The sequence below is a fragment of the Streptococcus sanguinis genome, assembly GCF_003943735.1.
GTDB lineage: Bacteria > Bacillota > Bacilli > Lactobacillales > Streptococcaceae > Streptococcus > Streptococcus sanguinis_E.
On record NZ_RJMV01000006.1, the window covers coordinates 1 to 21,677 of the forward strand.

At 42.4% G+C, this 21,677-nt stretch carries 22 protein-coding genes; 1 reads left to right on the top strand and 21 read right to left on the bottom strand.

Annotation, left to right across the window (positions count from 1 at the left end; genetic code table 11):
* Positions 1–17 precede the first annotated feature (17 nt).
* Positions 18–596, top strand: coding sequence for a DUF4238 domain-containing protein (locus D8877_RS07590; RefSeq protein WP_446677723.1), 579 nt, complete (start codon positions 18–20; stop codon positions 594–596).
* A 103-nt stretch (positions 597–699) separates the two neighbouring features.
* Here D8877_RS07590 and D8877_RS07595 read toward each other — a convergent pair whose 3' ends face one another.
* The 21 genes from D8877_RS07595 to D8877_RS07695 all read right to left on the bottom strand — a co-directional run bounded on the left by D8877_RS07595 (position 700) and on the right by D8877_RS07695 (position 21,676).
* Positions 700–918, bottom strand: a complete 219-nt coding sequence (locus D8877_RS07595; RefSeq protein WP_004184866.1) for a helix-turn-helix transcriptional regulator — start codon at positions 916–918, stop codon at positions 700–702.
* A gap of 2 nt (positions 919–920) precedes the next feature.
* Positions 921–1,520 carry a DUF3796 domain-containing protein gene (locus D8877_RS07600; RefSeq protein WP_125341492.1) on the bottom strand — a complete coding sequence of 200 codons (600 nt, stop codon included), beginning with the start codon at positions 1,518–1,520 and terminating at the stop codon, positions 921–923.
* Positions 1,521–1,716: 196 nt separating this feature from the next.
* Positions 1,717–2,751: a SepM family pheromone-processing serine protease gene (locus D8877_RS07605; protein WP_002907534.1), complete on the bottom strand. Its 1,035-nt coding sequence runs from the start codon at positions 2,749–2,751 to the stop codon at positions 1,717–1,719.
* 51 nt (positions 2,752–2,802) lie between these two features.
* Positions 2,803–3,693 (bottom strand): hypothetical protein, encoded by an 891-nt coding sequence (locus D8877_RS07610; protein WP_002894163.1) that lies wholly within the window; start codon positions 3,691–3,693, stop codon positions 2,803–2,805.
* A 48-nt stretch (positions 3,694–3,741) separates the two neighbouring features.
* The gene (locus D8877_RS07615; protein ID WP_125341491.1) at positions 3,742–4,656 is read right to left on the bottom strand and encodes a hypothetical protein; all 915 of its coding nucleotides are present in this window, start codon (positions 4,654–4,656) and stop codon (positions 3,742–3,744) included.
* 161 nt (positions 4,657–4,817) lie between these two features.
* A complete protein-coding gene (locus D8877_RS07620) occupies positions 4,818–5,417 on the bottom strand; it encodes a glucosaminidase domain-containing protein (protein ID WP_002899346.1) in 600 nt (199 codons plus the stop codon).
* Positions 5,418–5,452: 35 nt separating this feature from the next.
* The gene (locus D8877_RS07625; protein ID WP_185760196.1) at positions 5,453–6,265 is read right to left on the bottom strand and encodes a prepilin peptidase; all 813 of its coding nucleotides are present in this window, start codon (positions 6,263–6,265) and stop codon (positions 5,453–5,455) included.
* Positions 6,262–7,326, bottom strand: a complete 1,065-nt coding sequence (locus D8877_RS07630) for a VanW family protein (RefSeq protein ID WP_002919953.1) — start codon at positions 7,324–7,326, stop codon at positions 6,262–6,264. The genes D8877_RS07625 and D8877_RS07630 overlap by 4 nt, the downstream gene beginning before the upstream one ends.
* Positions 7,327–7,333: 7 nt before the next feature.
* Positions 7,334–8,422: a PRC-barrel domain-containing protein gene (locus D8877_RS07635; protein ID WP_004184880.1), complete on the bottom strand. Its 1,089-nt coding sequence runs from the start codon at positions 8,420–8,422 to the stop codon at positions 7,334–7,336.
* 55 nt (positions 8,423–8,477) lie between these two features.
* Positions 8,478–10,190 (bottom strand): SSA_2305 family type IV pilus system protein, encoded by a 1,713-nt coding sequence (locus D8877_RS07640; RefSeq protein WP_427196719.1) that lies wholly within the window; start codon positions 10,188–10,190, stop codon positions 8,478–8,480.
* 288 nt (positions 10,191–10,478) lie between these two features.
* On the bottom strand, positions 10,479–12,065 hold the full coding sequence (locus D8877_RS07645) for a hypothetical protein (protein ID WP_125352958.1): 1,587 nt from the start codon (positions 12,063–12,065) through the stop codon (positions 10,479–10,481).
* Entirely contained in the window at positions 12,049–12,630 is a 582-nt protein-coding gene (locus D8877_RS07650; RefSeq protein WP_125341489.1) for a PilN domain-containing protein, read from the bottom strand. The genes D8877_RS07645 and D8877_RS07650 overlap by 17 nt, the downstream gene beginning before the upstream one ends.
* Positions 12,630–14,042 carry a pilus assembly protein PilM gene (pilM, locus tag D8877_RS07655; RefSeq protein WP_002899353.1) on the bottom strand — a complete coding sequence of 471 codons (1,413 nt, stop codon included), beginning with the start codon at positions 14,040–14,042 and terminating at the stop codon, positions 12,630–12,632. The genes D8877_RS07650 and pilM overlap by 1 nt, the downstream gene beginning before the upstream one ends.
* Positions 14,043–14,085: 43 nt before the next feature.
* Positions 14,086–15,546: a type II secretion system protein gene (locus D8877_RS07660; protein ID WP_125341488.1), complete on the bottom strand. Its 1,461-nt coding sequence runs from the start codon at positions 15,544–15,546 to the stop codon at positions 14,086–14,088.
* Between the two features lie 12 nt (positions 15,547–15,558).
* A complete protein-coding gene (locus D8877_RS07665; RefSeq protein ID WP_125341487.1) occupies positions 15,559–16,935 on the bottom strand; it encodes a VWA domain-containing protein in 1,377 nt (458 codons plus the stop codon).
* Between the two features lie 14 nt (positions 16,936–16,949).
* Positions 16,950–17,444, bottom strand: coding sequence for a hypothetical protein (locus tag D8877_RS07670; protein WP_125341486.1), 495 nt, complete (start codon positions 17,442–17,444; stop codon positions 16,950–16,952).
* Between the two features lie 132 nt (positions 17,445–17,576).
* Positions 17,577–18,077 carry a prepilin-type N-terminal cleavage/methylation domain-containing protein gene (locus D8877_RS07675; protein ID WP_049542296.1) on the bottom strand — a complete coding sequence of 167 codons (501 nt, stop codon included), beginning with the start codon at positions 18,075–18,077 and terminating at the stop codon, positions 17,577–17,579.
* Positions 18,078–18,149: 72 nt separating this feature from the next.
* Positions 18,150–18,608 (bottom strand): type II secretion system protein, encoded by a 459-nt coding sequence (locus tag D8877_RS07680; protein WP_049542294.1) that lies wholly within the window; start codon positions 18,606–18,608, stop codon positions 18,150–18,152.
* A 142-nt stretch (positions 18,609–18,750) separates the two neighbouring features.
* Complete coding sequence (locus D8877_RS07685; RefSeq protein ID WP_111676827.1) at positions 18,751–19,260, bottom strand: prepilin-type N-terminal cleavage/methylation domain-containing protein; 510 nt, start codon at positions 19,258–19,260, stop codon at positions 18,751–18,753.
* A gap of 121 nt (positions 19,261–19,381) precedes the next feature.
* Positions 19,382–20,608, bottom strand: coding sequence for a type II secretion system F family protein (locus D8877_RS07690; RefSeq protein ID WP_004190372.1), 1,227 nt, complete (start codon positions 20,606–20,608; stop codon positions 19,382–19,384).
* A gap of 3 nt (positions 20,609–20,611) precedes the next feature.
* Positions 20,612–21,676: a type IV pilus twitching motility protein PilT gene (locus D8877_RS07695; RefSeq protein ID WP_002899359.1), complete on the bottom strand. Its 1,065-nt coding sequence runs from the start codon at positions 21,674–21,676 to the stop codon at positions 20,612–20,614.
* Between the last annotated feature and the right edge of the window lies 1 nt (position 21,677).

A 21,677-nucleotide genomic window follows, 5' to 3' on the forward strand; every position in this document is an offset into this window, starting at 1 on the left:
ATTATATTTTAAATAATATTACTTCTGAAGATTTTACAGTTACAAAAGAACAACAGGAATTCTTATATTTATACCTTTGGTTACAATACTTAAGAACGGATGCTGGCAGAATCAATTTTATCACAATGTATGAAAATATTTTCTCATACAAACCTAGAACTTTACCTATAGAGTTAGCAGAGATAAAAGAAAATCAAGAAAAGATTAAAAAATTTAACAAGTTATTTAAACAAGATGGAGTTTTAGAAAACTACTTACAATTTAAAAAAAATGATAGTATGAATTTCCATATTGCAGTTAGTAAAGAAAATTTACTAACGAGTGACAATCCTGTAATTGGCACTGACATGTGGAAACGAATTGTTCTGCCTATATGTCCATTTTTAGCTCTTGAATTTACACACAATTCAATTGATGAAGCGAAAAATATGTTAATATTGTTGACATCAGACAAGATTAAGTATTTAAATCAAGCAACCATTAATACAGCAAACTATTTTGTCATTTCAAACAAACCATTTACTCTATCTCAGAACAATTATTTGNATAACCGATTTAATAACAAAAAATGGACATTTAGTAAGCCACACTTTTAATAACAAAAATCCTTTGAAATCAAAGTTTCAAAGGATTTTTTCTTTTGGCTTCAATTCCTAATTAATCAACGAACTTAATACTAGGTCTCGAAAAGAATTAAGCCTACTCTTTCTGTCTGAGTTCAAAGAGGTCTTCTACTTTTAGATTGAAGACTTGAGCAATTTTGAGAGCCATTTCCAGCGAAGGATTGTAACGGTTATTTTCCAAGTGCAGAATTGTCTCGCGCCTCATGCCGATGCGGTCGGCTAGCTCCTGCTGGGTCATGCCCATGGATTCGCGAACGGATTTGAGATTAGTGATAATCTTGCTTTCTTTTGCCATGGTTATCCTCCCTTATCAAATAGAAAGAAGACAAAACTAAACAGCAGAACCAATATACCAATCATGATAAAAAATATTCCAGCGTTGATTGCAATCGATCCTAAAATAGCACTCATACCTGCAAGAACCAGTAAAGTTGCTATACAGATGGCAAACATCAAAGTAGCTGCTTTTGCCAGGTTAGCATAAAAGCGTTCATCCGCTCTCTCTTTGATCTTTTTCAAAGAAAAGAACAGAAGAAAGAAAAACTGGATAGCGAGGAGACCTCCCAAGGCAATATATTTTATAAAGGGCGGATTGGTGTTTGGAGTCGACAACCCGATTCCGACAGTATAGATAGAGGTTGCTATAAGAGTAAGTACATTATAAAATTTCATGGTTAGATTATATACTTGCTTTTCCTTAACCTCTTGAGTCTTCTCCGGCCATGGTTTCATATGTAGCCAGCCCCAAATAGCTACAATCTGACCTAATGCTGAAATACCAACAATAAGCAACTTGGGTCCCCAACTAAGATTAGAACCAAATAAAACAGTAAAATCAATAAAGAGAGCTGCGGCAATCATCGCAATGAGACCACCCGTTTTTTGACTATTTTTCATGATAGACTCCTTTCCTGGTGTTAGAAATATTTAACACTCTTTATGTTATAAATATATCACACAGCGATTTATAAATCAAGTATTTATGTGCTAAGGTGGCAATTATTTGAAAAAATTCTATAATAAAAGCCCTTGCCAGATAAATAACCAGCAAGGTCCTATGTTTTTATTGATTATTCAAGAATAGCAAAGTCCCTTATTCCATCTCTCTGAGATAGTTCAAAGCTTCGTTGAAGGTTTTGACAGGGACGATTTTCATTTTACTCTTGATTTTGATAGAAGCACGAAGTGCCTCATGGTAGTTAGAGCGCAACTTGGGATTGTACTGGGCAATATCGGCGTCAATAGTATCATCAGGAACAAAGAAAATCTCAGCGCCTGCCTTATCTGCAGCCATGACCTTCATCTCTATCCCGCCAATCCGGCCAACATTTCCCTTGTGGTCAATCGTTCCAGTACCAGCAATAGTTTTTCCTTTAGTAATGTCTTCAGACACGAGCTGATTGTAAAGCTCCAAACTGAACATGAGTCCACCAGAGGGACCTGCTACACCGTTGCTCTTAAACTCCGTCAGAGGATTCATGGCAACACTAGCTTTAGAACCCAATTCGATTCCCAAACCAGGCTTACCAGTTGTCTCATCCACAATCACAGGACCGCTAGCCAAACCGATTACACCATTACGACTGTACTCAATGGATACCACATCGCCAACTGGCCGCTGTTCCATCTGATCAACGATGTCGTATGGGCTAGTGTAAGTCTGATTGTCAATCTTTAAAATCACATCGCCTCGCTGCAACTCCTTTGACAGAGGCGTCTCGCTGCTGATACCACCTACGTAAATCTCTTTATGCCTAATCTCAACTGTACGACCAGCAGCCTGATAAGCCACCTGCAAGGCATTAAGATGGGAAGACCCCATTGTGCTGTTCTCTCGCTCTTCCCGTCCCTTCTCCTTATCGAAATAGTTTTCAGGAACAGAGACATACTCTGTTTCCAGCCTGTAATTAGGCAGCAGAGTCAAAAAGAGACTGAACACTCGGGCCTTGGAAACACCAACAGCCATGACATAGATTTTACCTTTTCCTTTATCAGTTCCTCCTTGAACTTGGACAAAGTCTTTGGCATTCAAAGCCGGCCTCACGGTCTCTAATTCATAAGGGAGAGGAATAAAGCCTATCCCAGTTAGCACCAAAGCTGTTATTAAGATTCTTGTTACTGATTTCATATCCTTCCTCTTGTTTCTATCAAGTATTGTCTGGTCTTGCTACTTCCTAAATTAATCACCAAAATCCACCACTTCTGCATCATTTTCCATCAGAGTATCAGCAAAAACTGTCCGAACAACCAGAACAAATACACAGTAAAAGCTACTGAAAACTAGGACAGGAATCATCTGAATCAGGCCAAGTAAATCATCCAGTTCCCCCAGCAAGGGACCAATATACTGCCTTATCAGATCCATCAGGAGATGAGTGCCCAGCCCAATCAGCCCACCAAAAGAAGCTAGAAAAAAGCTGAGCAGAACATAACGACCCCTGCGCTCCTTCATCAACAGGACTGACTTTCTCAAACAGCCATAAAAAGAAAGCGGCTTGGCCAGATTGTCCCTGGAGCTAGTATCCTGAATGATATAAGACAGCAAAAAGAAGTGCGAATCAACCAGATAAGTGAAGAGCAGGTAAAAAACCATGAACAAGAAAGGAAAAAGAAACTGGAAAATTACAATGGCCTCTGGACTTACTGCTCTCCGATAAAAGGCAAAGAGACTAGCCACCCCAAGATTGATGCCGATTGCCGACCAACCCATGTACAAAATCAGAACCTGGACTGCACTGACAATGAAGGAATAAAAGAGGCGAGTAAGCAAGCCATCTGAGATACTGTACCAAACCGCATAGCCAAAATAGAGCTTAACCATCTGCGGATTTCGTATCACTGTCAAGGCAAATTTATTGACGTAAGCAAAACCGAAGGCAATTATAAATGCCAAACAAGTCAAGACTAAAATGGACCGGTAAGACCAACTCGAAACCAGCGGAAAAAGAAACCAGCCCAGCACTGCAAGCGGGATTCCGACCAGCAAAAGGCCTTTCAGCCAGACAAAATAATATTCTGTAACAAAAATCCAAGCTTCTCTGAAAACCCTTGTTACTTTTACATCATTCATCGTTCATTATCCTAAATCCTAAAACCCTTTCTAATTTTTTCATAAATATTAATCTCCAAAATTAACTATTTCCCGATCATAAGACATCAGGATGTCAGCCATAACCGAACGGGCTGCCAAGGCATAAATCAGCAAAAAGCCATTTATCATACTAACAATCATTCCCACAATATTAGACACACCAGCACTAAAAAGTAAACTCAAAATTTCTATCAGACCCAATACTACAGGAATAAGCTTTAAGACAAGCTCTACCAGTAAGTAACGCCCCCTCTGACCATTCATACAAGAAAAGGACTTGCCCAAGCTGCCAAAGGCTGACAGAGGACGCAAGAGATTATCAGAGGAGTTGGTATCCTGAATAATATAGGGCAATAAGAAGAAGTGAGAGACTATAAAATAGCTGTAAAACAAATGGAATACCAAGTTAAACATTGGTGCTATCAAAAAAAGCAGGAAGAGCATACTAGCTATCTTCTCTTGATTTTTTGCAACCCAAATAAGCCCGGTTCTCATAATCTCTTGAAAATTTGCATCTGTCATCAAGAGATTATAGAAGTATACAATAAGAAGTAATATAGCCAAGAAAGATATAAAGACGTAAATAGACATAGAAAGCAAACGCCCAAAAAAGCCATCAGAAATACTGTAGCCAACAGCCCTCCAGAAGTTTCTTCGCACCATCTGCGGATTACGAACCATGGTCAAGGAAAACTTATGGATATAAGCAATCACAAAAGAACATAGAAATCCCAACAGAATTATACTTGGAAGAAATGTAGAAGTCAATGGAGAAAAAAATAGAATTAACAGCCCCAGAATAAAAAATGGCAGTTGAATGATAGCAAGCCCTGCTGTCCATACAAAAAAGTAATCAACAGTCAGTCCCCAGGCTTCCTTTAACACATCGCTTACGTCAAACTTTCTCTTCATAAATCCCCTAATTAAGTCATTTTTCGCCATAAAAGACGATGTCGCAGAAGCAATTTTTTTATTTTCTAGTCCTGAGAGGATGATTAGGAATTTTTAGAGCCCCATAGAACAAGAAAAACCCCGTCAATCGCCTCACCAAAAGAAATTCTTTCTATAATAAAGCAAGCTGAGACACGATTGTCCCAGCCTCCTTAACCTTTTTTCAAAAAATTTCGAATACGAATCATAATCTTGCTTGACCAAGTTTTGTCAGATGCGTATCTTACATTGATAGCAGCCATGCTCTTACCATTATAGAACTGACCGCCAGGCTTGAGATAGTGCTCGCTGAGATAGCGGGCAACGGTATCTATACCATCGTCAAATGTTGCGAAATTTCCTGCACTGGAAAAAGGACTGGAGTCATAAGCCATGAAACCAAACAGGTTGTGCTTGGCCTGAGCAATCTGACTGCGGCCGTAATCCGATTCGTGAATAGCCAGCCCTACGAGAAAAATTGCATTAACTCCATGATCTTTCTCTGCTTTTTTGAAAGCTTTTCCCAATCCAGCCATCGGTGTGCCAGCCAGACGACTATCAATGAAATCGGCTGACACTGTGCTTGGCACTGTTACATCTTCTGAAAAGACGACTGCTCCTGTTTTCTTGGCCTGAAACTGATCTGACACCTGCACTAAAGACGGATCCAGACTGGCCTTTTCATTTGCCGCTGGGCGGCTGACAGGCAACACACTGCCTGAAAGGACAGTAGCTGTCGCTAATGCTATGATAACTTTTTTCTTCCTAAACATTTTTTCTATCCATTTCTATTGTCGCTTTTGGTTTCCTAAATTCCTCCCCAGAAATATAGGATGACCGCCATGATACTCATAGCAGGACCAAAAGGGACTTCTTCTTTCAACTTAAATTTGAATTTCTTAAAGATGGTTGCGATTAAGAGAATAGCTCCAGCCACAAAGAAAGAACCATATCCCAAAATCAGCGTATTCAAGGGGCTAAACCAACTGCTCAGGGCAGCTAAGTAGAGAATGTCTCCCATCCCGAAAGCCTCTTTCTTGTAATAAGCCTTGGCCCCAAAATAAATGAGAGAGTAGAGACCAGCGCCGACTAGCAGCGAAAGGAGCAGGTCCCAATTGAACTCATTGGTAAAAAACGTAACAGCCATGCGGCCCAGCCAGAAAACCAGCAGAACCGAGTCCGAGATGTACTGAGTATCAAAATCAATATAACCGATAATGAGACAAAGCGACACCAAAAGACAGGCTGAAACAACCATCCATGGCCCCTGATCTTGAAAGATCAGATAAGAGGCCAACCAGAGCAGACCCGTCAGGAGCTCCACAATGAGATAGCGCGGTGAAATCGGCTCCTTGCAGTGCTTACATTTAAAGCCCTGCATGATAATCGACACAACCGGAATCAGCTCCACCGAAGTCAAGACATGACCGCAGGACGGGCACATGGACCGACCTTTGGCAATGCTCTTTTCCAGTGGTACACGGTAGATGACGACATTGAAAAAGCTCCCAAATACGACACCTAATATAAATACTAAACTTGCAATCATAATTTTTCCCTTTTTATACTCTTTGAAAGTCTCAGGTGACGATGTCAAATTTCGACTTCCCTTGAGTATCACTTAGATGCCAGAATGATGGATACTTGCCCCTCCTCCAAACTTAATGAAAACACCATATCTGTTTCTGTATTGTTTTGAATGGTCAATTCGGTCAAACCTTCAGCAGGCGTTCCGATGTTGAAATACTGTCCTCGATAGGAAATAACATTGGTCCGTGAAAAGGCGAGCTGCTGAATGGCATCTATAATCTGCTCAGCACCCTGACCGTAAACTTCTTTATTATCCTTGCCCTTGACTGGCAGATAGCCAGACTCCGCATTCAAAGCTCCCAGCAACTCTGAGATAGACTTGGTCTCCCCAGGAGCCAAGTAAACATTCTGCAGCTTGTAAAAGGCTGTCTTCATGTTTTGAGCTTGGGCAGCGTTAGTCGGCAGCGGTACTTCCTTACGCTCTATAAAGTGCGTATATTGACTTAGAAGCTCACTCTGATCTTCTGCTTCAACAGGTGTACTCTCAACCTTGACATCATCAAATTTACCAGTCTTGGCAATCTCCTCAGATGCTTGGATAAAAGCAGCAGGGTCAATCTTATAGCCATTAGACTTGTCTCCCACCTTTACGTTAGACTCGCCGTCCATGACCAGATGATTGGTCGTTGGAAGCTGACTGAGAACATCAGGATGGGCAGCTAAGACATCGTTTAAAGGTCTAAGCCAAAAAAGACGGTTAGGATAGATGGAAATCTGTAGATTTTCCTTGGTATCAAAAAACGGTGTAAACTTATCCCAGACTGTCTTGGCTGAAATATTATCCAGCCGCTTGAGCTCTTCTTCTGTGAAATAGCTCAGTCCTAAAAAGCGCATATCTACAGAGAAGTGTTGCCCCGTAGACAGCTGAAATGTAGCCTTATAGGGCAGCTCCCTGTAAACTTCAATCTCAGCTTCGCTCCGAGAGCGTACCTTCATAGAGGGACGGCCGTTGATACTCAGGTCAATCGTTGGATTAAAGACAAAAATGACATAAAATAAACTACCCAGCAGAAAGGCAGCAAGTGTCGCTGCTGGAAGTAGTTTTTGATATTTTGATGAAACCTTTCTTTTTCTTCTTGACATGAATCTCATCCCAACCTTATACTACGCATTCAGCTAAGCGGATAAGGAATTTACGGTCGATACGGCGAAGAAAATCAATGATGTCATCTGAAACAGTATCTCCGGCATTCAGGATAACTCCTCCATCTGCATTAACAAGATCTTTTTGCAGTGTTTTGCCTACCAGAAGACGTTTTTGCCGATCGATAAAGTCGTTGACAGCTTTCTTTGCTGCTGACTCTTCTTCAGCAACTGGAGCTGTGCTGATAGTTGTTTCTACTTCCTCAGCAGGAGCTGCCAATACTTCTTCCAAAGCAGCATCTAAGCTCAGCGCTGCATCTGTTTCTTCAACTTCTTCTTCAGCTGGAGCTGTTGTTTCTTGTACCAAGTCTTGAACTTCTGGCTCTTCTGCTGTCTCTACGACAGCTTCAGAAAACTCCAACTCAGAAGCAGCAGCTCCCAGACCTACAGCAGCCAAGGCCTCTGTCAAATCTGTCGCAGCTTCTTCTTTTACATCTACTTTTTCATCTACAACTGGCTCGAATACAGATTCTTCAGCAACTACTTCCTCAATTTTTTCGGCAGGTCTTGCAGCTTCAGTCTCATGGAGCAAATCTGCTGCAGCCAGACGGCCCATCTCTACATCTGCTTCAAGATGAGGAGCTGTCTTTTTTTCATCATTGAGGATGATGTACTCTTTGCCAATCATCAAGATGCGTGATTTAGGAATCTGAATTTCCTCGCTGGCATCTTCAGAATTAACCACCAAGTAACCAATTTCATTCTTTTCATCAATATGATAGTCAACAACAGTTCCCACCTTGTTTCCATCAATTGTGATGACAATTTCGTCAAAGACGCTACCCTGCTTGTCGTTCAAGACCTTCAGATCAGCCTCTTCCAGCTCTTGAAAGACTGAGCTGTTTTCTACCATGACCGCAAAGTCACCGATGCCTTGGATGTTCTTGCTAGACAGCAAGGCAAAAGGCTGTTCAGACTGCTTTGACTTAATAACAAAAGTCAGATTGACCCCCTCGTCAACAAAGACTTCATGGACTTCACCCAGTCCCATCCCTTTTTCAATCTCAATGACAACGGTCCCTGTGATTGTTTTACAACTTTTCATAATTTCCCCTAAAACCCTTCTAATTGATTACAATCAATTGTATGTTTATATAGTATTAATTTTTCACGATTTTGTCCAGCATGTTGAACGCTTCTTGACGAAGATTTTGATCTGAGCTGCCTTGGACAATTTCTTTCAGATAGCTCTCAGCTTCTTGAACTACATTAGAAGCCAATAATTCCTGACTTTCCAGTAGGAGGAATTGGAAATAGACTTCTTTATCTCCCGCAGTTGCTGCAGCTGGTCTTGCTTCTGCTGCTTCCTCAGCCTTGAGGATATCAGTAATTTTCTGAAGTAAATCTTCTTCTGTTTCATCTGCAGCCGGAACGACTGGAGCTGCTTTGACTTGTGCTTCCTCAGCTTTGAGGATGTCAGCAATTCCCTTGAGCAAGTCTTCTTCTGTCTCATCTGCAACTGCTTCTTGAATAGGCTCAGCCTGTGTCCAAAGAGCGTTTTCAGAAACTGATTGAACAACTGCTGGTTCAGCAGCTGCTTCAAACTCAAACGTTTCTGCAGCAGGTGAGAAGCTGCTTTCTTCTTCCCAAGTCTCTGCCACTTCAGCAGTTAAATCTTCCTCTTCAGATCCCAGAAAATCATGCTGAATCTGGCTGAGAATATCTTGATAACCCTGAATATCAGCGCGATCACGGCTAACCATAGACTCTTCAGAAGCAGAAAATTCTGGCTCTGCAGCAGCTTGGCTGAAGGCTGAATCCATCTTAGCTTGTGGCTCAGTGTCTGAATCAGCAAAGAAGAGAGATTCTAAGCTGTTTGTTGCTCTTGACTCTTCCGCTCTAACTGGCTTGATATCTCCCGTAGCAGCAAAAACATCTTCCAGGCTGTTGCCTACTTCTTCTGCCACTGGCTGCTGAGCTTGTTCTTGCTCAGTGAAGAATTCTTCCTCATCTTGAGAAACAACACCTGTCACCTCAACCGCCTGCGGTCTGAAGTTGCCATAGCTAGACTCCGTATAGGACATCGGTCTAATCTTAGACAGAACAGCAGTCTCAAAGGCTGGATCATCTATATCTGTATAGCCTTGATTGCCGGCTGCATTTGCTTCCGTAGGCTGAATCAGAGAGTTGGCCACCTTAATCTTAGTAGAACCCTTTCGGTGATGAAGCAGGGACTGCAAAAATTCATCATTGGCCTTTTGTGCGCTGTGGTCCATACCCACCATACCGACCTCAGCTGCCGCTAGCTGACTTTTTGGCTCGTATTCTCCAAAGGCAGGAGCTGTAGCCAGATTATCAACAGGGTAGAGAGGTTTTACTTTCTCAAATCTTGTCATATCCTTTTTGATAGAACGGTCTGCCAGGGTGCGACCAGAAGCAGATACTCTCTGCCTTGCCGGACTTTCCTCAGCCTGAACCCTTTCTTTACTTTCCTTTCTCATCCTACCGGCTGAAGCATTGGAAAAGTTCAAATCTCTAGCAGATGACAAGCCTGCGCTCGTCGCTTCCACTTTCTTGCGTGTGCTCTTGGCGTGCTTCTGGCTTCTGCTTCGCGCAGAAGCAGTTGCTCTCTTCTTGACTGGAGCTAGCTCCTGTGAAAAGAGCAGCACCATATAGACAGCCAAGGCCAAGGCACAGAGCCCAACAAAGGCTATGCCGGGAACTTGTTGAAAGAGGAATGGAGCACCAATCGCAAATAGCATGACCCATACTACGAGAAAAAGGCGCTTTATTAATGAAATCCTAGAAACAAATAAAATGCTAATCGTATGCAGTGCTATAAGCCCTGCTCCAAAAGGTAAAAAATATGCCATTTGAATATTTTCGACACCCCCCACTTTCTAAATGATATTAAACTTTTTCAATGCAAAACCAGACTTGATTTTGTTTTTCCATAAACTCCATTAAAACCCAAAATAGACTCGGGCGTCTATTCTGAGTTTGCTTGTATTATACTTCAAATATCTCTATGTTTTAGTTTACTATAAATGCACCGTGAATACTAGTCTAATAACTTGGTTTTTAGCATTTTTTTAAGAAAAATTTACTCATGCTCTTGAAATTTTAAACCATAGACTTATTTGGTATTTTTTCAAAGTATTTTAGCTGACTACCAAGTTGTTCACAGATAGGTTATCCAGCTTCATAGTCGTTTCAGGGCTTTCTCCGCTTGGAGTTTCAAAGTAGTAACCCACAATAGTCATTGGATAGCTGAATCCTGGAATGTTTTCAGGATCGAAGCTAACTTCGCGCCAGCCAGTCCAGCTGTTTGGACGAATTACATGAAGGTAAATTTTCTGCCCACTGGCATTCTTGACAATCAAGCCAATCTTGCCCTGCCATTGATTAGACATAGATAGAGAGAAGCTGATAGCATCCGGCTTATTGTTCAAGGATACATACGGTGCTGCAAATTCCATTTCATACATAGTAGAAGACTTGGTTGCTGGAATCTTAACCACATTGGAACCTGAACCCTCAAGGAAGTCCGTATTGTCAACCGTCACATCATACTGATTGCTACCGCCTGACTGAATCAGCTTCAGTGGTGATTCGAAGCGGTAGATAGTTGATGAATTGTAATAAGCTGACAGACCATCGTTCCGACTAGACTGAGTGCTAAGCTGCTCCAGATAAGACGGAGCCAGATTGGTACTGCTGTTAGCATTCGCGCTGCTAGTTGTATTGGTTGTTGCGGCCCCCAAACTGCCCTTATTGCCAGTTGCATCTGTGCCACCACCAGCTGTTGTTACAGAGATAGAGCCTGCCTGCCAAGTCGGAATCGCAAATGGAGACTCCCAATTGGCAAATTGAATAGGCGTCTTATCGACATTACTCTCCAGAGTCACATAGCGCTCAACGTCTTTAACCTGATAGAAACGCAGCTTGATTTTACCGCTGGTTAGATCAGGGTTTTTATTTTCCTCCGTGCTAGACAGGCTTTTCTTTCCACCCAATTCCAGCTCGCTGGAAACGATTTTTTGTTGATTGCCATCAATCAATTCCAACAATTTCAGAACCTGTGTATAAGTTCCTTCGAACTCAATGTCCGCTGTCATCTGCGTGATGTTGGTATTATTGGTCGTTCCGTTCCCTGGTGTCGCTGTATTAGCTGCAGTTGTTGTTGCAGTATTCGCATCAGATGAAGAACTGCTGCTAGATGAAGATGAAGACGATGTACCAGACGAGCTAGAGGTCGTACTGGATGAAGAAGACGTCTCACTCGAGCTTGAACTGCTAGTCGTACCAGAAGAGTTGGAGTTTTNCCCCTTGGACGAAGTCGCAGCCAATCCCTCCTGCTGGAGTTCCAACTCTGTGCTCTCAGTGTAGTTGACAGACTTGAATTTAATACCGCTTTCGTTGACCAACTTATCAATCAAGAAAATGAACTCCCCTTGATTGGTCGTACCATAGTATTTCTTAGCCTGATCCAGAGTCTTAGCATTCAAAGTTTGAAGCTGTTTGGTAAGAGACTTCCTCTGACTAATCTTGGCATTCTTACCTTCCAACTCTGTCGAGATAGTTGCATGCTCTTCAGCTAACTGCGCCATCCGTGTATAAGAATTTGTTACCAGATACCCACCACCAGCAAGTACCGCTACTCCTCCAACACAGGCCAACAATTTCTTATCACGCTCATTTAAATTACTCAGGATTTTTTTCTTTTCTTTCTCATTTTTGCTCTTCATTGAAATCTACATCCTTCGTCAAAATTTTAATGTTAAACTTGTACACTGTATTGTTATCCTTTTCCTCGCGAGTAATGTTATCCACAAAAATATGGTTAAACTTCTCAGACTTACGAAGCTCTTCCTCAAACTTAGCGATAGAAAGATGCTCTTGAGACGAACCATTGATTTCTACATTGTCGTTATTAATCTTGATATCGTCAAAGACCAGGTTCCGTGTCACGTTTTTATTAAGGAAGTCCATAAAAGCTTTGTTTACTCGATGCAGGCGGCGGAAGTCGCCTTCTAGGCTGGTAAAGAGAAGTTCGTCATTCTTGACCGTAACAATCTTATCTTCAGTCTCAGAGACTGCCTTCAGCTCTTGAGCCATCTCTGGACTCTTGAGTGTCTGCTCCGCTCGGTCAATCTCGCCTTGGAGGTGCATAGCGCTAAACTGGAAGAAGCCAATCAGCACAATCATAATCGCTACAATCCCAGTAAAAGCGGAAATAGCAGCAAGTTTTAGTGGACTGGCTTTAGCCGGTGCCACATGATATTTTGAAAAGTAGTTTAAATCTCTCCGCATTAGTTCGCTCTCCTAATCAACATGGCTGTGGCCGGAATGAACTCCGCATTAAACTCGGCAGAACCTTCCCACAGTACATTCTCATAATCTACATTATCAATTGAGATGAATTCCCGATTCATGCTCTGCTTCAGAATAGCTGCCAACTGCCAGCAAATGTCCTGATCACCAAAGACGTAGAAACTGTCAATGTTGAGACCGGTTGATCCGCTAAAGAAGTTTTCAGTATTGAGAATGTGGTTCTTAGCATCAGCCACCCACTCATCCAAGGCCCTCTTCAAGAGACCTGTATCCAGATCATCTGAAGCCACTGCTGGAAGCTTCTGCAATAGACTAGCGTCGTCTGCATAGCTCAGGATGTCCTTGTAGCCACGGTTGAGATAGTTGCTGGTCACAAACTTGCCTTCTGAGTAGAGATAAACACCAATGAAGCTCTTGCTCAGATGTACCATGCCGACATTTTCCTTGGTCAGCTTCTTGGCACGATTGTTAACCGCCTGAACGCGTTCCAGCCATTTTTCAAAGGTATTAGACTGAAGGTCAAAGACATAAGGTGTCAACTTCAAATTCTCAGCCAAGCCCAGATATTGCTCTACCACGCCTTTTGGCACAGCATAGACCATGAGTGAGCGAGTATCTTCATCAAGCGGAAAAGCTGAATTAGACTCTTGCTCTTGGAACTGGATGACATAAGAAGTCGGATCAATATCCAGATATTGCTGGAGCTCGTAAGATACCAAGCCCTCAATATCCTCATCATTCTGCACACTAGCTGCTACATCAACCGAACGGGCGATGATATTGGTATTGCCAAGTGCAAAGAAAGCGTACTTAGCAGTGATAGCATGCTGCTCCATCAGGTCACTGATAATATTTTTGAGAGTAATCGGGTCGATAATCTCACTATTCAGTACAACACCTTCTGGCAGATTAGCAGATGCCATCTTGATAATCTCCAGCTCATTGCGCTTCTGTCTAGCAACAACCAGATAGACTGATTCGTCAGTGAAGTCAATGGCCATCAGATTACCCTTAATTGGCTTGCCAAACATAGTGTAAGGTGCATGCATTCTAGTAACCGGTTGGCTCGCTGCACCACTGCCTTTCTTAGCAAAGAGCGAACGATTTCCAGACTTAGCAGGCATATCATCACTGCCACTATTCTTAGAAAAAAGCGGCTTGTTGAGCTTGGTTAAGAAGCTCCCTTTTGCCGTTGACTTTTCCTCATCGTCAAAGTCTTCTTGACGATCTGACTTGATCTGAACTCCTTGAATAGATAAGTGTTCTTTATGTTTCCCTTTTGATGAGAAGAGCGGTTTATTTAATTTTCCTAAAAATGAACCTTTTTTCTCATTATCTTCTTCGTCCAGAGCTCTTCTGCGCCCCTTGGACGAAAACATATTTTTTGCCATAATCTCCTAATCTCCCTTATTTTTCCTAAAAACTATTTCACTATTAGCTTGCCTTATACTTATCGCGGAAGTATTCAGCAAGTTTTTGTATATTGCTGTTATTCAGACTTTCAGTATAAACTGCAAACTCATTAATATAAGTATTGCCACCAAAGATAATCTGACCACTACTAATATTATGCGTCGTTCTGTTTCTGGTCAGCGAAACTGTTTTATTATAGACTGATTGTCCATTGATAAAAATTTCAATCCCTAAAGAGCCATTCTTCGCAGCACTACGCACTTGTATAGAATTATCATTACTATAGTCTAACTTAACATTTTGTATATATTCCTGACCACCGTTATTAGCTGTAGTTGTATCTACTGTTTTAATAGCAATTCTACCATCGTTTTCCAGATTGATCCCCCAAGTTAGTGTATCATCTAGTTTATAGGTTAGAAGCGGTCCGGTCTGCTGACGATTCCCAATCAATACAGAAGTCGTATAGCCATTATTAAAATTATGATTACTAAACTGCATCGTACGGCCATCAAGTGCTATTAACTGGCGGGTCTGGTTAATTGCAGGCTCTTTATAATTCAGAACAGGGATAGTAGCGCCATAAACAACATCATTAAAATAATCTCTTACCTCTGTGTTGGTGTGTGACCGGTTATCAGTTGGTATAATCGAGGTAGTATTCCCATTCTTTAACAGTGCCAAGTCTGCATCTGTATGAATCCGAAGGTTCTGAGTTAGCGGCAGTCCCATGACCCAAATACGATCTGCTTCCTGATAATTTCCTACCCGTCCATAAGAGTTAATGGCTCGAGCAGCAAAAGTCAGGTACTTCCCTCTCATATCATCTGTAATCTGTATCCCGGTTTCTAACTTTGATAATTGTTTAAAATCTGTAGATATTTCTGGATAGACAGTCTGCGATACAGTACCATCACCACTTTTACCTATCGTTCCTACTGGGACAATTCCAGACACCCCTTGTCCTATAGCACGATCGCTTAGAAACCATCCAGATTCTGTGTAAATCCGAGCCTTACTCTTTTTCTGAATATCAGCCGTATCTACCTTACCACCAGGAGTCGTTATCCCCATACCAGCATAATAATACCTTTTCCCACCAGGGATAGTAACCTTCATATCAGGAAGTCCCAGTGGAGTTTCAATTGCATTAGCAGCAAAAAGATGTATCTTTTTGATTCTATCATTATAAGATAGATTTGTTCCTTTTACATCGATACTCTGCTTGCCCCCATTACCGATTTGGTAGGTAAAGGTTTCAATATCCGTTCCTGTACCTTCACGTTTCTTGCTTTCAGCCAGTTGTTTCTCGAAAGACTCCTGAATATCAAAGTTGATAGCATTCTGACTTCGCTGACGGAGAATATTATTAAAACTCCCAGAAAAGAAAGTCAAGAACCCTGCCGCAATAACACCAATCAGAATCAGAGAAACCAAGACTTCGACCAGTGTAATCCCTCTGTGTCTCTTTAATCTTTTCATCTCTGCTCCTTTCTATGGCCCTGATACAAACCACAAATCCTGCTGAATCTGCTTTTTAATGTCAGAGAAGGTCTTTTGCAACTCTTCTTCTTTCGTGGCTGATACATATTTAGCCTCCACACCACCTTCGCGGATTTTATCTGTCAAATTTTGGCCATAAGCGATCTCATGATTCAAACCTGAAAAACCAATCACATTGACCCGCTTAACACCAAGGCCAAATTTTTTAGATACTTCTCCAGCATAGTTTATCGATGCATCTCGAACCTCAGAAACATTCGAATTAAGATCATATCCAATACGGCTAAAATTATAATTTGTTGGAACATTTGGCGAAAGTTCAAAAATAAGCTTATTAAAATGTTGTGCCCTCGGTCCCTGAAACTGATAACCTCCAGCCTGTCCTTGTTCGTTGACCAAATAAGTATTGGGAACACCATCTGTTAATAGTACCACATACTTAAGCTGAGCATGTTGTTGCTGGAGGCTGACCATCCCGTAGCGAAGGCCATCACCAGGATTAGTTGCGCCTCTATCTGATTGCAAGGAATCGATGTTGTCTTTTATGGTTTTAGACTCCTTGTCTAGCTGAGAAAAATTTTTTTGTTTATAACTTCCCGTGGTCGAAAAAGTTGTTAAATTAACACTTACATTCCCAACACTTTGAAGTTCATCTATCATTATGGCAGCTTTCTCACGTAAAATCTGCATTCTACTAGGATTTTTTGCTGTTGGATTAGCTCCGTTTAATGCTCCTAGCATAGAACCAGAAATATCAAAAACAAAAGAAACGGCAATATTCATCTGCCCTTGAATAGGGTCAGTTCGATAAGCAATAGCAATCCCTTTCTTGCCTTTAGCAACCTTGGAAAAGACCTGCTTAGTATTGAGTGCTGATATAGCTGTATCAATGCCTAACTTGTTATTGGTATCTGGATATTTCCCTGTCAGATTATAGCTAATCAAGCGGTTGTCCTGATAGGCGCCCTCTGTCTTAAACTCCAAGTCCAACTTCATATTGTAGAGAGATTTGGTTCCCAGCTCGCTGACATCCCAGTCCTGTTTTTTCTTATTCCATACATAGTTCATGACCTTCTTGCCATCCGCAGATAGGCCGATATAGCTCCATTCTCTGGTTAGTCCTTGCTTGGAACCTTTGAACTTGGAATCATCCAAGATAAAGATTGAGGTTGCCTTACCAACAGTTCGGTCCACGTACTGCATGGAGGTTCGCATTTCCGCCTGGATACTGGCTTCACGCTCGATCAATTCTCGGCTGGAAAACATGGTGTTAAATATAACGCCGATAATGAGTGCTATCATGCTCATCAACATGATAGCCATAATCATCTCGACCAGGGTAAAACCTTTTTGTATTTGTTTCATCATTCCTACCTATTTTTTTACTTTTGTGCCGATCTTACATGGCCTTCTTCTGAGCGAATTCCTTTTGTGTCAAAGTTGAATGTTACAATATGCTCATAATAGTCATTGGACCCAGCTAATTTTGACTTCGATTTAATCGTGATATTATAATTTTCCGGACCTGTCAGACCATCTACAAGCTGACCATTCATCTCGATCTCTGCTACACCGCCATCCTTAAAAGTATGGGTTGACTTAATCGGCACGCTTGAAGGATCCGTGCTATGAGCCCGCTCGTAAAACTCTTCATAAACCGATGACGGATTGCCGTCAACAGGATCCAAATAGGCACCCCAAGCCAACTGCGTGCCAGAAGTCGCTGTGTACTTAGCTTTTAGGTAGCTAAACATGCGCTGAGTTTGGGTTTGCCCAGTATCTACGATAGATGCTAAAATACCAATCATAGCGACCAGAATCACAATGGTCACAATAACCATGGGCAACGTAGACCCCTGTCTTTTTTTTCCTTTCATTTTAGTCTTCTCCTAATATTTCTACTTTTGATATTGCCAAAATAGTTGTCACAGTCTGACAACTACTTTGGTAATATCCGACTGCTAAAGCAGTCGGAGTAGAGAAATCTCTATGTTTAGATGATTTGATGATTATGGAGTAGCGCCACCAGCATTGTTGTTTGCTGTCGCTGAAGTGTTAACACCGTTAGCTGACCAGTCATACTTCCATTGTTTTTGATTTTTATCACCTGCTTGTTTGCCAGATGGGATAAAAGTAGATGTCAAAACATGGTTTGTTGAGTCAATTGTATGAGCTGTGTTTTTGTCATTCTTAGCCAGAGCATCTACAATCTTAGTTGAGTCGCCTTTAGCATTTTTAGAAATGTATGGTGCTAGTTTTTCAAGAGTGATTTCACCTGGATTAGTTGGATCATCTTGCGCGCCGATATAAGATTGGATAGCTGATACCAGCTCACGGTGTTCTGATTGAATACGCGAACGACGTGCATTGTCTTGGAAGGAAGTAATAGCTGGAATCGCTACAGCTGCGATGATAGCGATAATGATGATTACCACGATCAACTCAACCAAGGTGAAACCTTTACCTTTTTTCTTCAAATCCTGACGGAATTTTTGCAATTTGTTTAACATTTAAATATTCTCCTATTTTCTTTTTATCTTTATTTTTCGCTGAATATCAGCTTAGTTTTAAATTTAATTGGGCTAGTTTGTATTTGAACCACTATATCTCCAATCGTAAAGCCAAGTTTTGTCCTTGGTTTTATCAGTTCCCACTCCTGAGGGATGGAAGGTCGAAACCAAAGTTGTTCCATCAATTTTATGAGCTGGCTCCGTATCATTCTTAGCAAGGGCATCCATAATCTTAGCCGAATCTCCCTTGGAATTTTTAGAAATGTATGGTGCCAATTGCTCCATTGTAATTGACTTTACAGTTTCCGGGTCATCCTGTGATCCGATATAAGACTGAATAGCAGTTGCCAACTCACGGTGTTCCGATTGAATACGTGAACGACGCGCGTTATCTTGGAAAGAAGTAAGGGCAGGAACCGCTACAGCTGTGATAATCGCGATAATGATGATAACCACAATCAACTCAACCAAGGTAAAACCTTTGCTTTTTTTCTTCAAATTACGACGAAATTCTTGCAATTTGTTGAGCACTAACTTCTCCTAATTCTTTTTCACAAGGGCTGCTGAGCAGCCTTTTTAATATCTCTCAAATGTAGGGTTTTAATTCATCTTTTCTTAGATGATTTGATAAGTATTACCACTTTTTGAAACAGCTTAACTAGAGATTACTTCTTTAGTTGGCATTTACACCATTAGCTGACCAGTCATACTTCCATACTTTATCTTTTGAAGCATCTTTAGCGCCTGATGGCTTAAAGGTAGAAGTCAAAATATGGTTTGTTGAGTCAATTGTATGAGCAGTTGCAGTACCATTCTTAGCTAGAGCATCTACGATTTTAGTTGAATCGCCTTTAGCATTTTTAGAAATGTATGGTGCTAGTTTTTCAAGTGTAATCTCACCTGGATTAGATGGATCATCTTGCGCTCCGATATAAGACTGGATAGCTGATACCAGCTCACGGTGTTCTGATTGGATACGTGAACGGCGTGCGTTATCTTGGAAGGAAGTGATAGCTGGGATAGCTACAGCTGCAATGATAGCGATAATGATAATTACCACGATTAACTCAACCAAGGTAAAACCTTTACCTTTTTTCTTCAAGTCCTGACGGAACTTTTGCAATTTGTTTAACATTTTGAATAGATCTCCTATTTTTTCACAATTTTTACTATTTTTGCCCACAGGGGCATTTGTTTTGTTCCTAGCTGGGAGACCCTACAAACTCCCAGCAGCAGAACGATTTCCTAACTTTTTGTGCAGAGCAGTTGCCCTGCTACCTCCTAAACTTTTCTGAAACACCTTCCTACTGGTCGGCTCCAGATCCTGCATCCACAGCGTGAGCAAGCTCAAACATTGGCAGCATGACAGAGGCAACGATACCTCCGATGATAACCCCCATGACGATGATCATGGCTGGCTCCAAGAGTGAGAGCAACTGCTTGATAGCTGTTTCAAGCTCTTCTTCATAATAATCTGATGTCTTGACCAGCATGGACTCCAGAGACCCAGACTCCTCACCGATTTTGACCATGGAGAGCATCATAGGCGGGAAGAGACCGGTTGAGGTAATCATCCCTGTCAGACGTTCCCCTTTTTGCAGACCTTCATTAGCGATCTTCATCTTTTCAATGACGACAGCGTTGTTGGTCGTTGCAGCAGCAGACTCAATAGCCTCGACCAAAGGGATACCTGCACTGGTCAAGATAGCCAAGGTGCTGGCAAAGCGAGCAGTGACAATCTTCTGCATTGGCCCCTTGATGACCGGCAGATTAAGCTTGAGCCGATCCAGTTGGTAGCGGCCTGCCTCTGTACTGCGATAGCGTAAGAAGAGGAAGACCAGAATCCCTATCACACCGAAGAGGATGTACCATGAAGAGCGGACAAAGTTACTAGCTGCTAGTACGATACGCGTTGGTAGCGGCATGGCCATCCCACTCTGCTCAAAGATTCCTGAGAAGCTTGGGATAACGACATAGAGCAAGGCCAGGACTGCCGCCACAGCCAGAAAGGCCAGGACTGCAGGATAGATCATAGCTCCACGAATCTGGCGGCTGGTCTTGAGCTCTTTGTTATAGTGCTCAGACATCTTTTCCAGCACCTCGTCCAGCTTACCAGTCTTTTCACCAGCCTGCACCATACGGATCAGGAGATCGGGAAACATCCCTTCCTGATCCAGCATAGCCTTGGACAGCTGACTACCTTCTTTTAGGCTCTTGCTGACGATTTTAAGGCTAGATTTGAGGTTCTTTGAAGTAGCCTGTTGTTCTAGGATATCCACTGCATTATTGAGGGGAATCCCTGACTCCAGCATAACTGACATCTGCTTACAGAAGAGCGATATGTCCTTGAGCTTGATCTTCTTGCTTTGGAAAAGGACAATCTCCTTAGAACCCATGACCTTTTCTTCGACACTGATTGGCTTCCCTTTGAGACGGATCCGATTGACGGCGTCTGTCCGGTTAGGAGCGTCCACCTCTAGTGTGACGACCCCTTGGCGAGTGTCTAAGTATTTACAAACATATACTGTCATGCTCTAGTACCCCACTATTCCTAGGGATTTTTCAACTTGAGCGCGATCCACTGAGTAGGACAGCAGCGTTCTTTGGTCGATGACATTGCGACGGTAGAGTCCCATGAGCGAAGTATCCATGGTAATCATGCCTAGCTGAGCCCCTGTTTGGATTGGCGTCAGCAGCTGGTGGGTCTTCCCTTCGCGAATGAGGTTGCGAATAGCGGGTGTCCCCAGCATGATTTCAAAGGCAGCTACACGCCCCTTGCCGGTCGCTGTACGCATAAGCTGCTGCGATACAACTCCTTCCATAACGGCGGAAAGCTGTACACGGATCTGCTCTTGCTGCTCGGCTGGAAATACGTCGATAATCCGGTCCATGGTGTTTACGGCACCGACCGTGTGGAGGGTTGACAGGACTAAGTGACCTGTTTCCGCCGCACGCAGGGCGATTTCAATCGTTTCCTTATCCCGCATCTCGCCGACTAGGATGACATCCGGGTCCTGACGGAGTGCACCGCGAAGAGCATTGCCGAAGCTCTGTGTATCCGCTCCCAGCTCACGCTGGTTGACCAAGCACTTATTATGCGTGTGCATGTACTCGATCGGATCTTCAATCGTGATGATGTGCTCGTCCCGCAAGCTGTTCATGTAGTTGATCATGGTTGCCAGGGTCGTTGACTTTCCGCTTCCTGTTGGTCCGGTAACCAATATCAGACCCCGACGTTTCTCAGCTAGCTTTTTGATAACTGGTGGCAATCCCAGAGATTCCATAGATGGAATATCCTTGGGAATGACCCGCAAGGCAATCCCGCAGTTGTTTTTCTGCTTAAAGATATTGACCCGCAAGCGATAGCCATTATCGACCTCGTAGGCACAGTCCACTTCACCGACTTCTAAAAGATGAGCAATCTGCTTCTCATTTAAAATATGCTTGGTGAAGCGAACCGTGTCTTCGTTGGTCAAAATTGTATTGTTGAGTTGTGTTAACCTCCCGTGCAGACGCATGGTTGGCTCAGCGCCAACCGTGAAGTGGATATCTGATGCACCCGCTTCAATCGCCTGCTTAATTAACTCATCCAAATTCATC

Excerpts from the sequence above, each read along its gene's own strand:
- D8877_RS07595 (WP_004184866.1), bottom strand. The coding sequence starts at position 918 with ATGGCAAAAGAAAGCAAGATTATCACTAATCTCAAATCCGTTCGCGAA.
- D8877_RS07600 (WP_125341492.1), bottom strand. The coding sequence starts at position 1,520 with ATGAAAAATAGTCAAAAAACGGGTGGTCTCATTGCGATGATTGCCGCA.
- D8877_RS07605 (WP_002907534.1), bottom strand. The coding sequence starts at position 2,751 with ATGAAATCAGTAACAAGAATCTTAATAACAGCTTTGGTGCTAACTGGG.
- D8877_RS07610 (WP_002894163.1), bottom strand. The coding sequence starts at position 3,693 with ATGAATGATGTAAAAGTAACAAGGGTTTTCAGAGAAGCTTGGATTTTT.
- D8877_RS07615 (WP_125341491.1), bottom strand. The coding sequence starts at position 4,656 with ATGGCGAAAAATGACTTAATTAGGGGATTTATGAAGAGAAAGTTTGAC.
- D8877_RS07620 (WP_002899346.1), bottom strand. The coding sequence starts at position 5,417 with ATGTTTAGGAAGAAAAAAGTTATCATAGCATTAGCGACAGCTACTGTC.
- D8877_RS07630 (WP_002919953.1), bottom strand. The coding sequence starts at position 7,326 with ATGAGATTCATGTCAAGAAGAAAAAGAAAGGTTTCATCAAAATATCAA.
- D8877_RS07635 (WP_004184880.1), bottom strand. The coding sequence starts at position 8,422 with ATGAAAAGTTGTAAAACAATCACAGGGACCGTTGTCATTGAGATTGAA.
- D8877_RS07640 (WP_427196719.1), bottom strand. The coding sequence starts at position 10,190 with ATGGCATATTTTTTACCTTTTGGAGCAGGGCTTATAGCACTGCATACG.
- D8877_RS07650 (WP_125341489.1), bottom strand. The coding sequence starts at position 12,630 with ATGCGGAGAGATTTAAACTACTTTTCAAAATATCATGTGGCACCGGCT.
- pilM (WP_002899353.1), bottom strand. The coding sequence starts at position 14,042 with ATGGCAAAAAATATGTTTTCGTCCAAGGGGCGCAGAAGAGCTCTGGAC.
- D8877_RS07660 (WP_125341488.1), bottom strand. The coding sequence starts at position 15,546 with ATGAAAAGATTAAAGAGACACAGAGGGATTACACTGGTCGAAGTCTTG.
- D8877_RS07665 (WP_125341487.1), bottom strand. The coding sequence starts at position 16,935 with ATGATGAAACAAATACAAAAAGGTTTTACCCTGGTCGAGATGATTATG.
- D8877_RS07670 (WP_125341486.1), bottom strand. The coding sequence starts at position 17,444 with ATGAAAGGAAAAAAAAGACAGGGGTCTACGTTGCCCATGGTTATTGTG.
- D8877_RS07675 (WP_049542296.1), bottom strand. The coding sequence starts at position 18,077 with ATGTTAAACAAATTGCAAAAATTCCGTCAGGATTTGAAGAAAAAAGGT.
- D8877_RS07690 (WP_004190372.1), bottom strand. The coding sequence starts at position 20,608 with ATGACAGTATATGTTTGTAAATACTTAGACACTCGCCAAGGGGTCGTC.
- D8877_RS07695 (WP_002899359.1), bottom strand. The coding sequence starts at position 21,676 with ATGAATTTGGATGAGTTAATTAAGCAGGCGATTGAAGCGGGTGCATCA.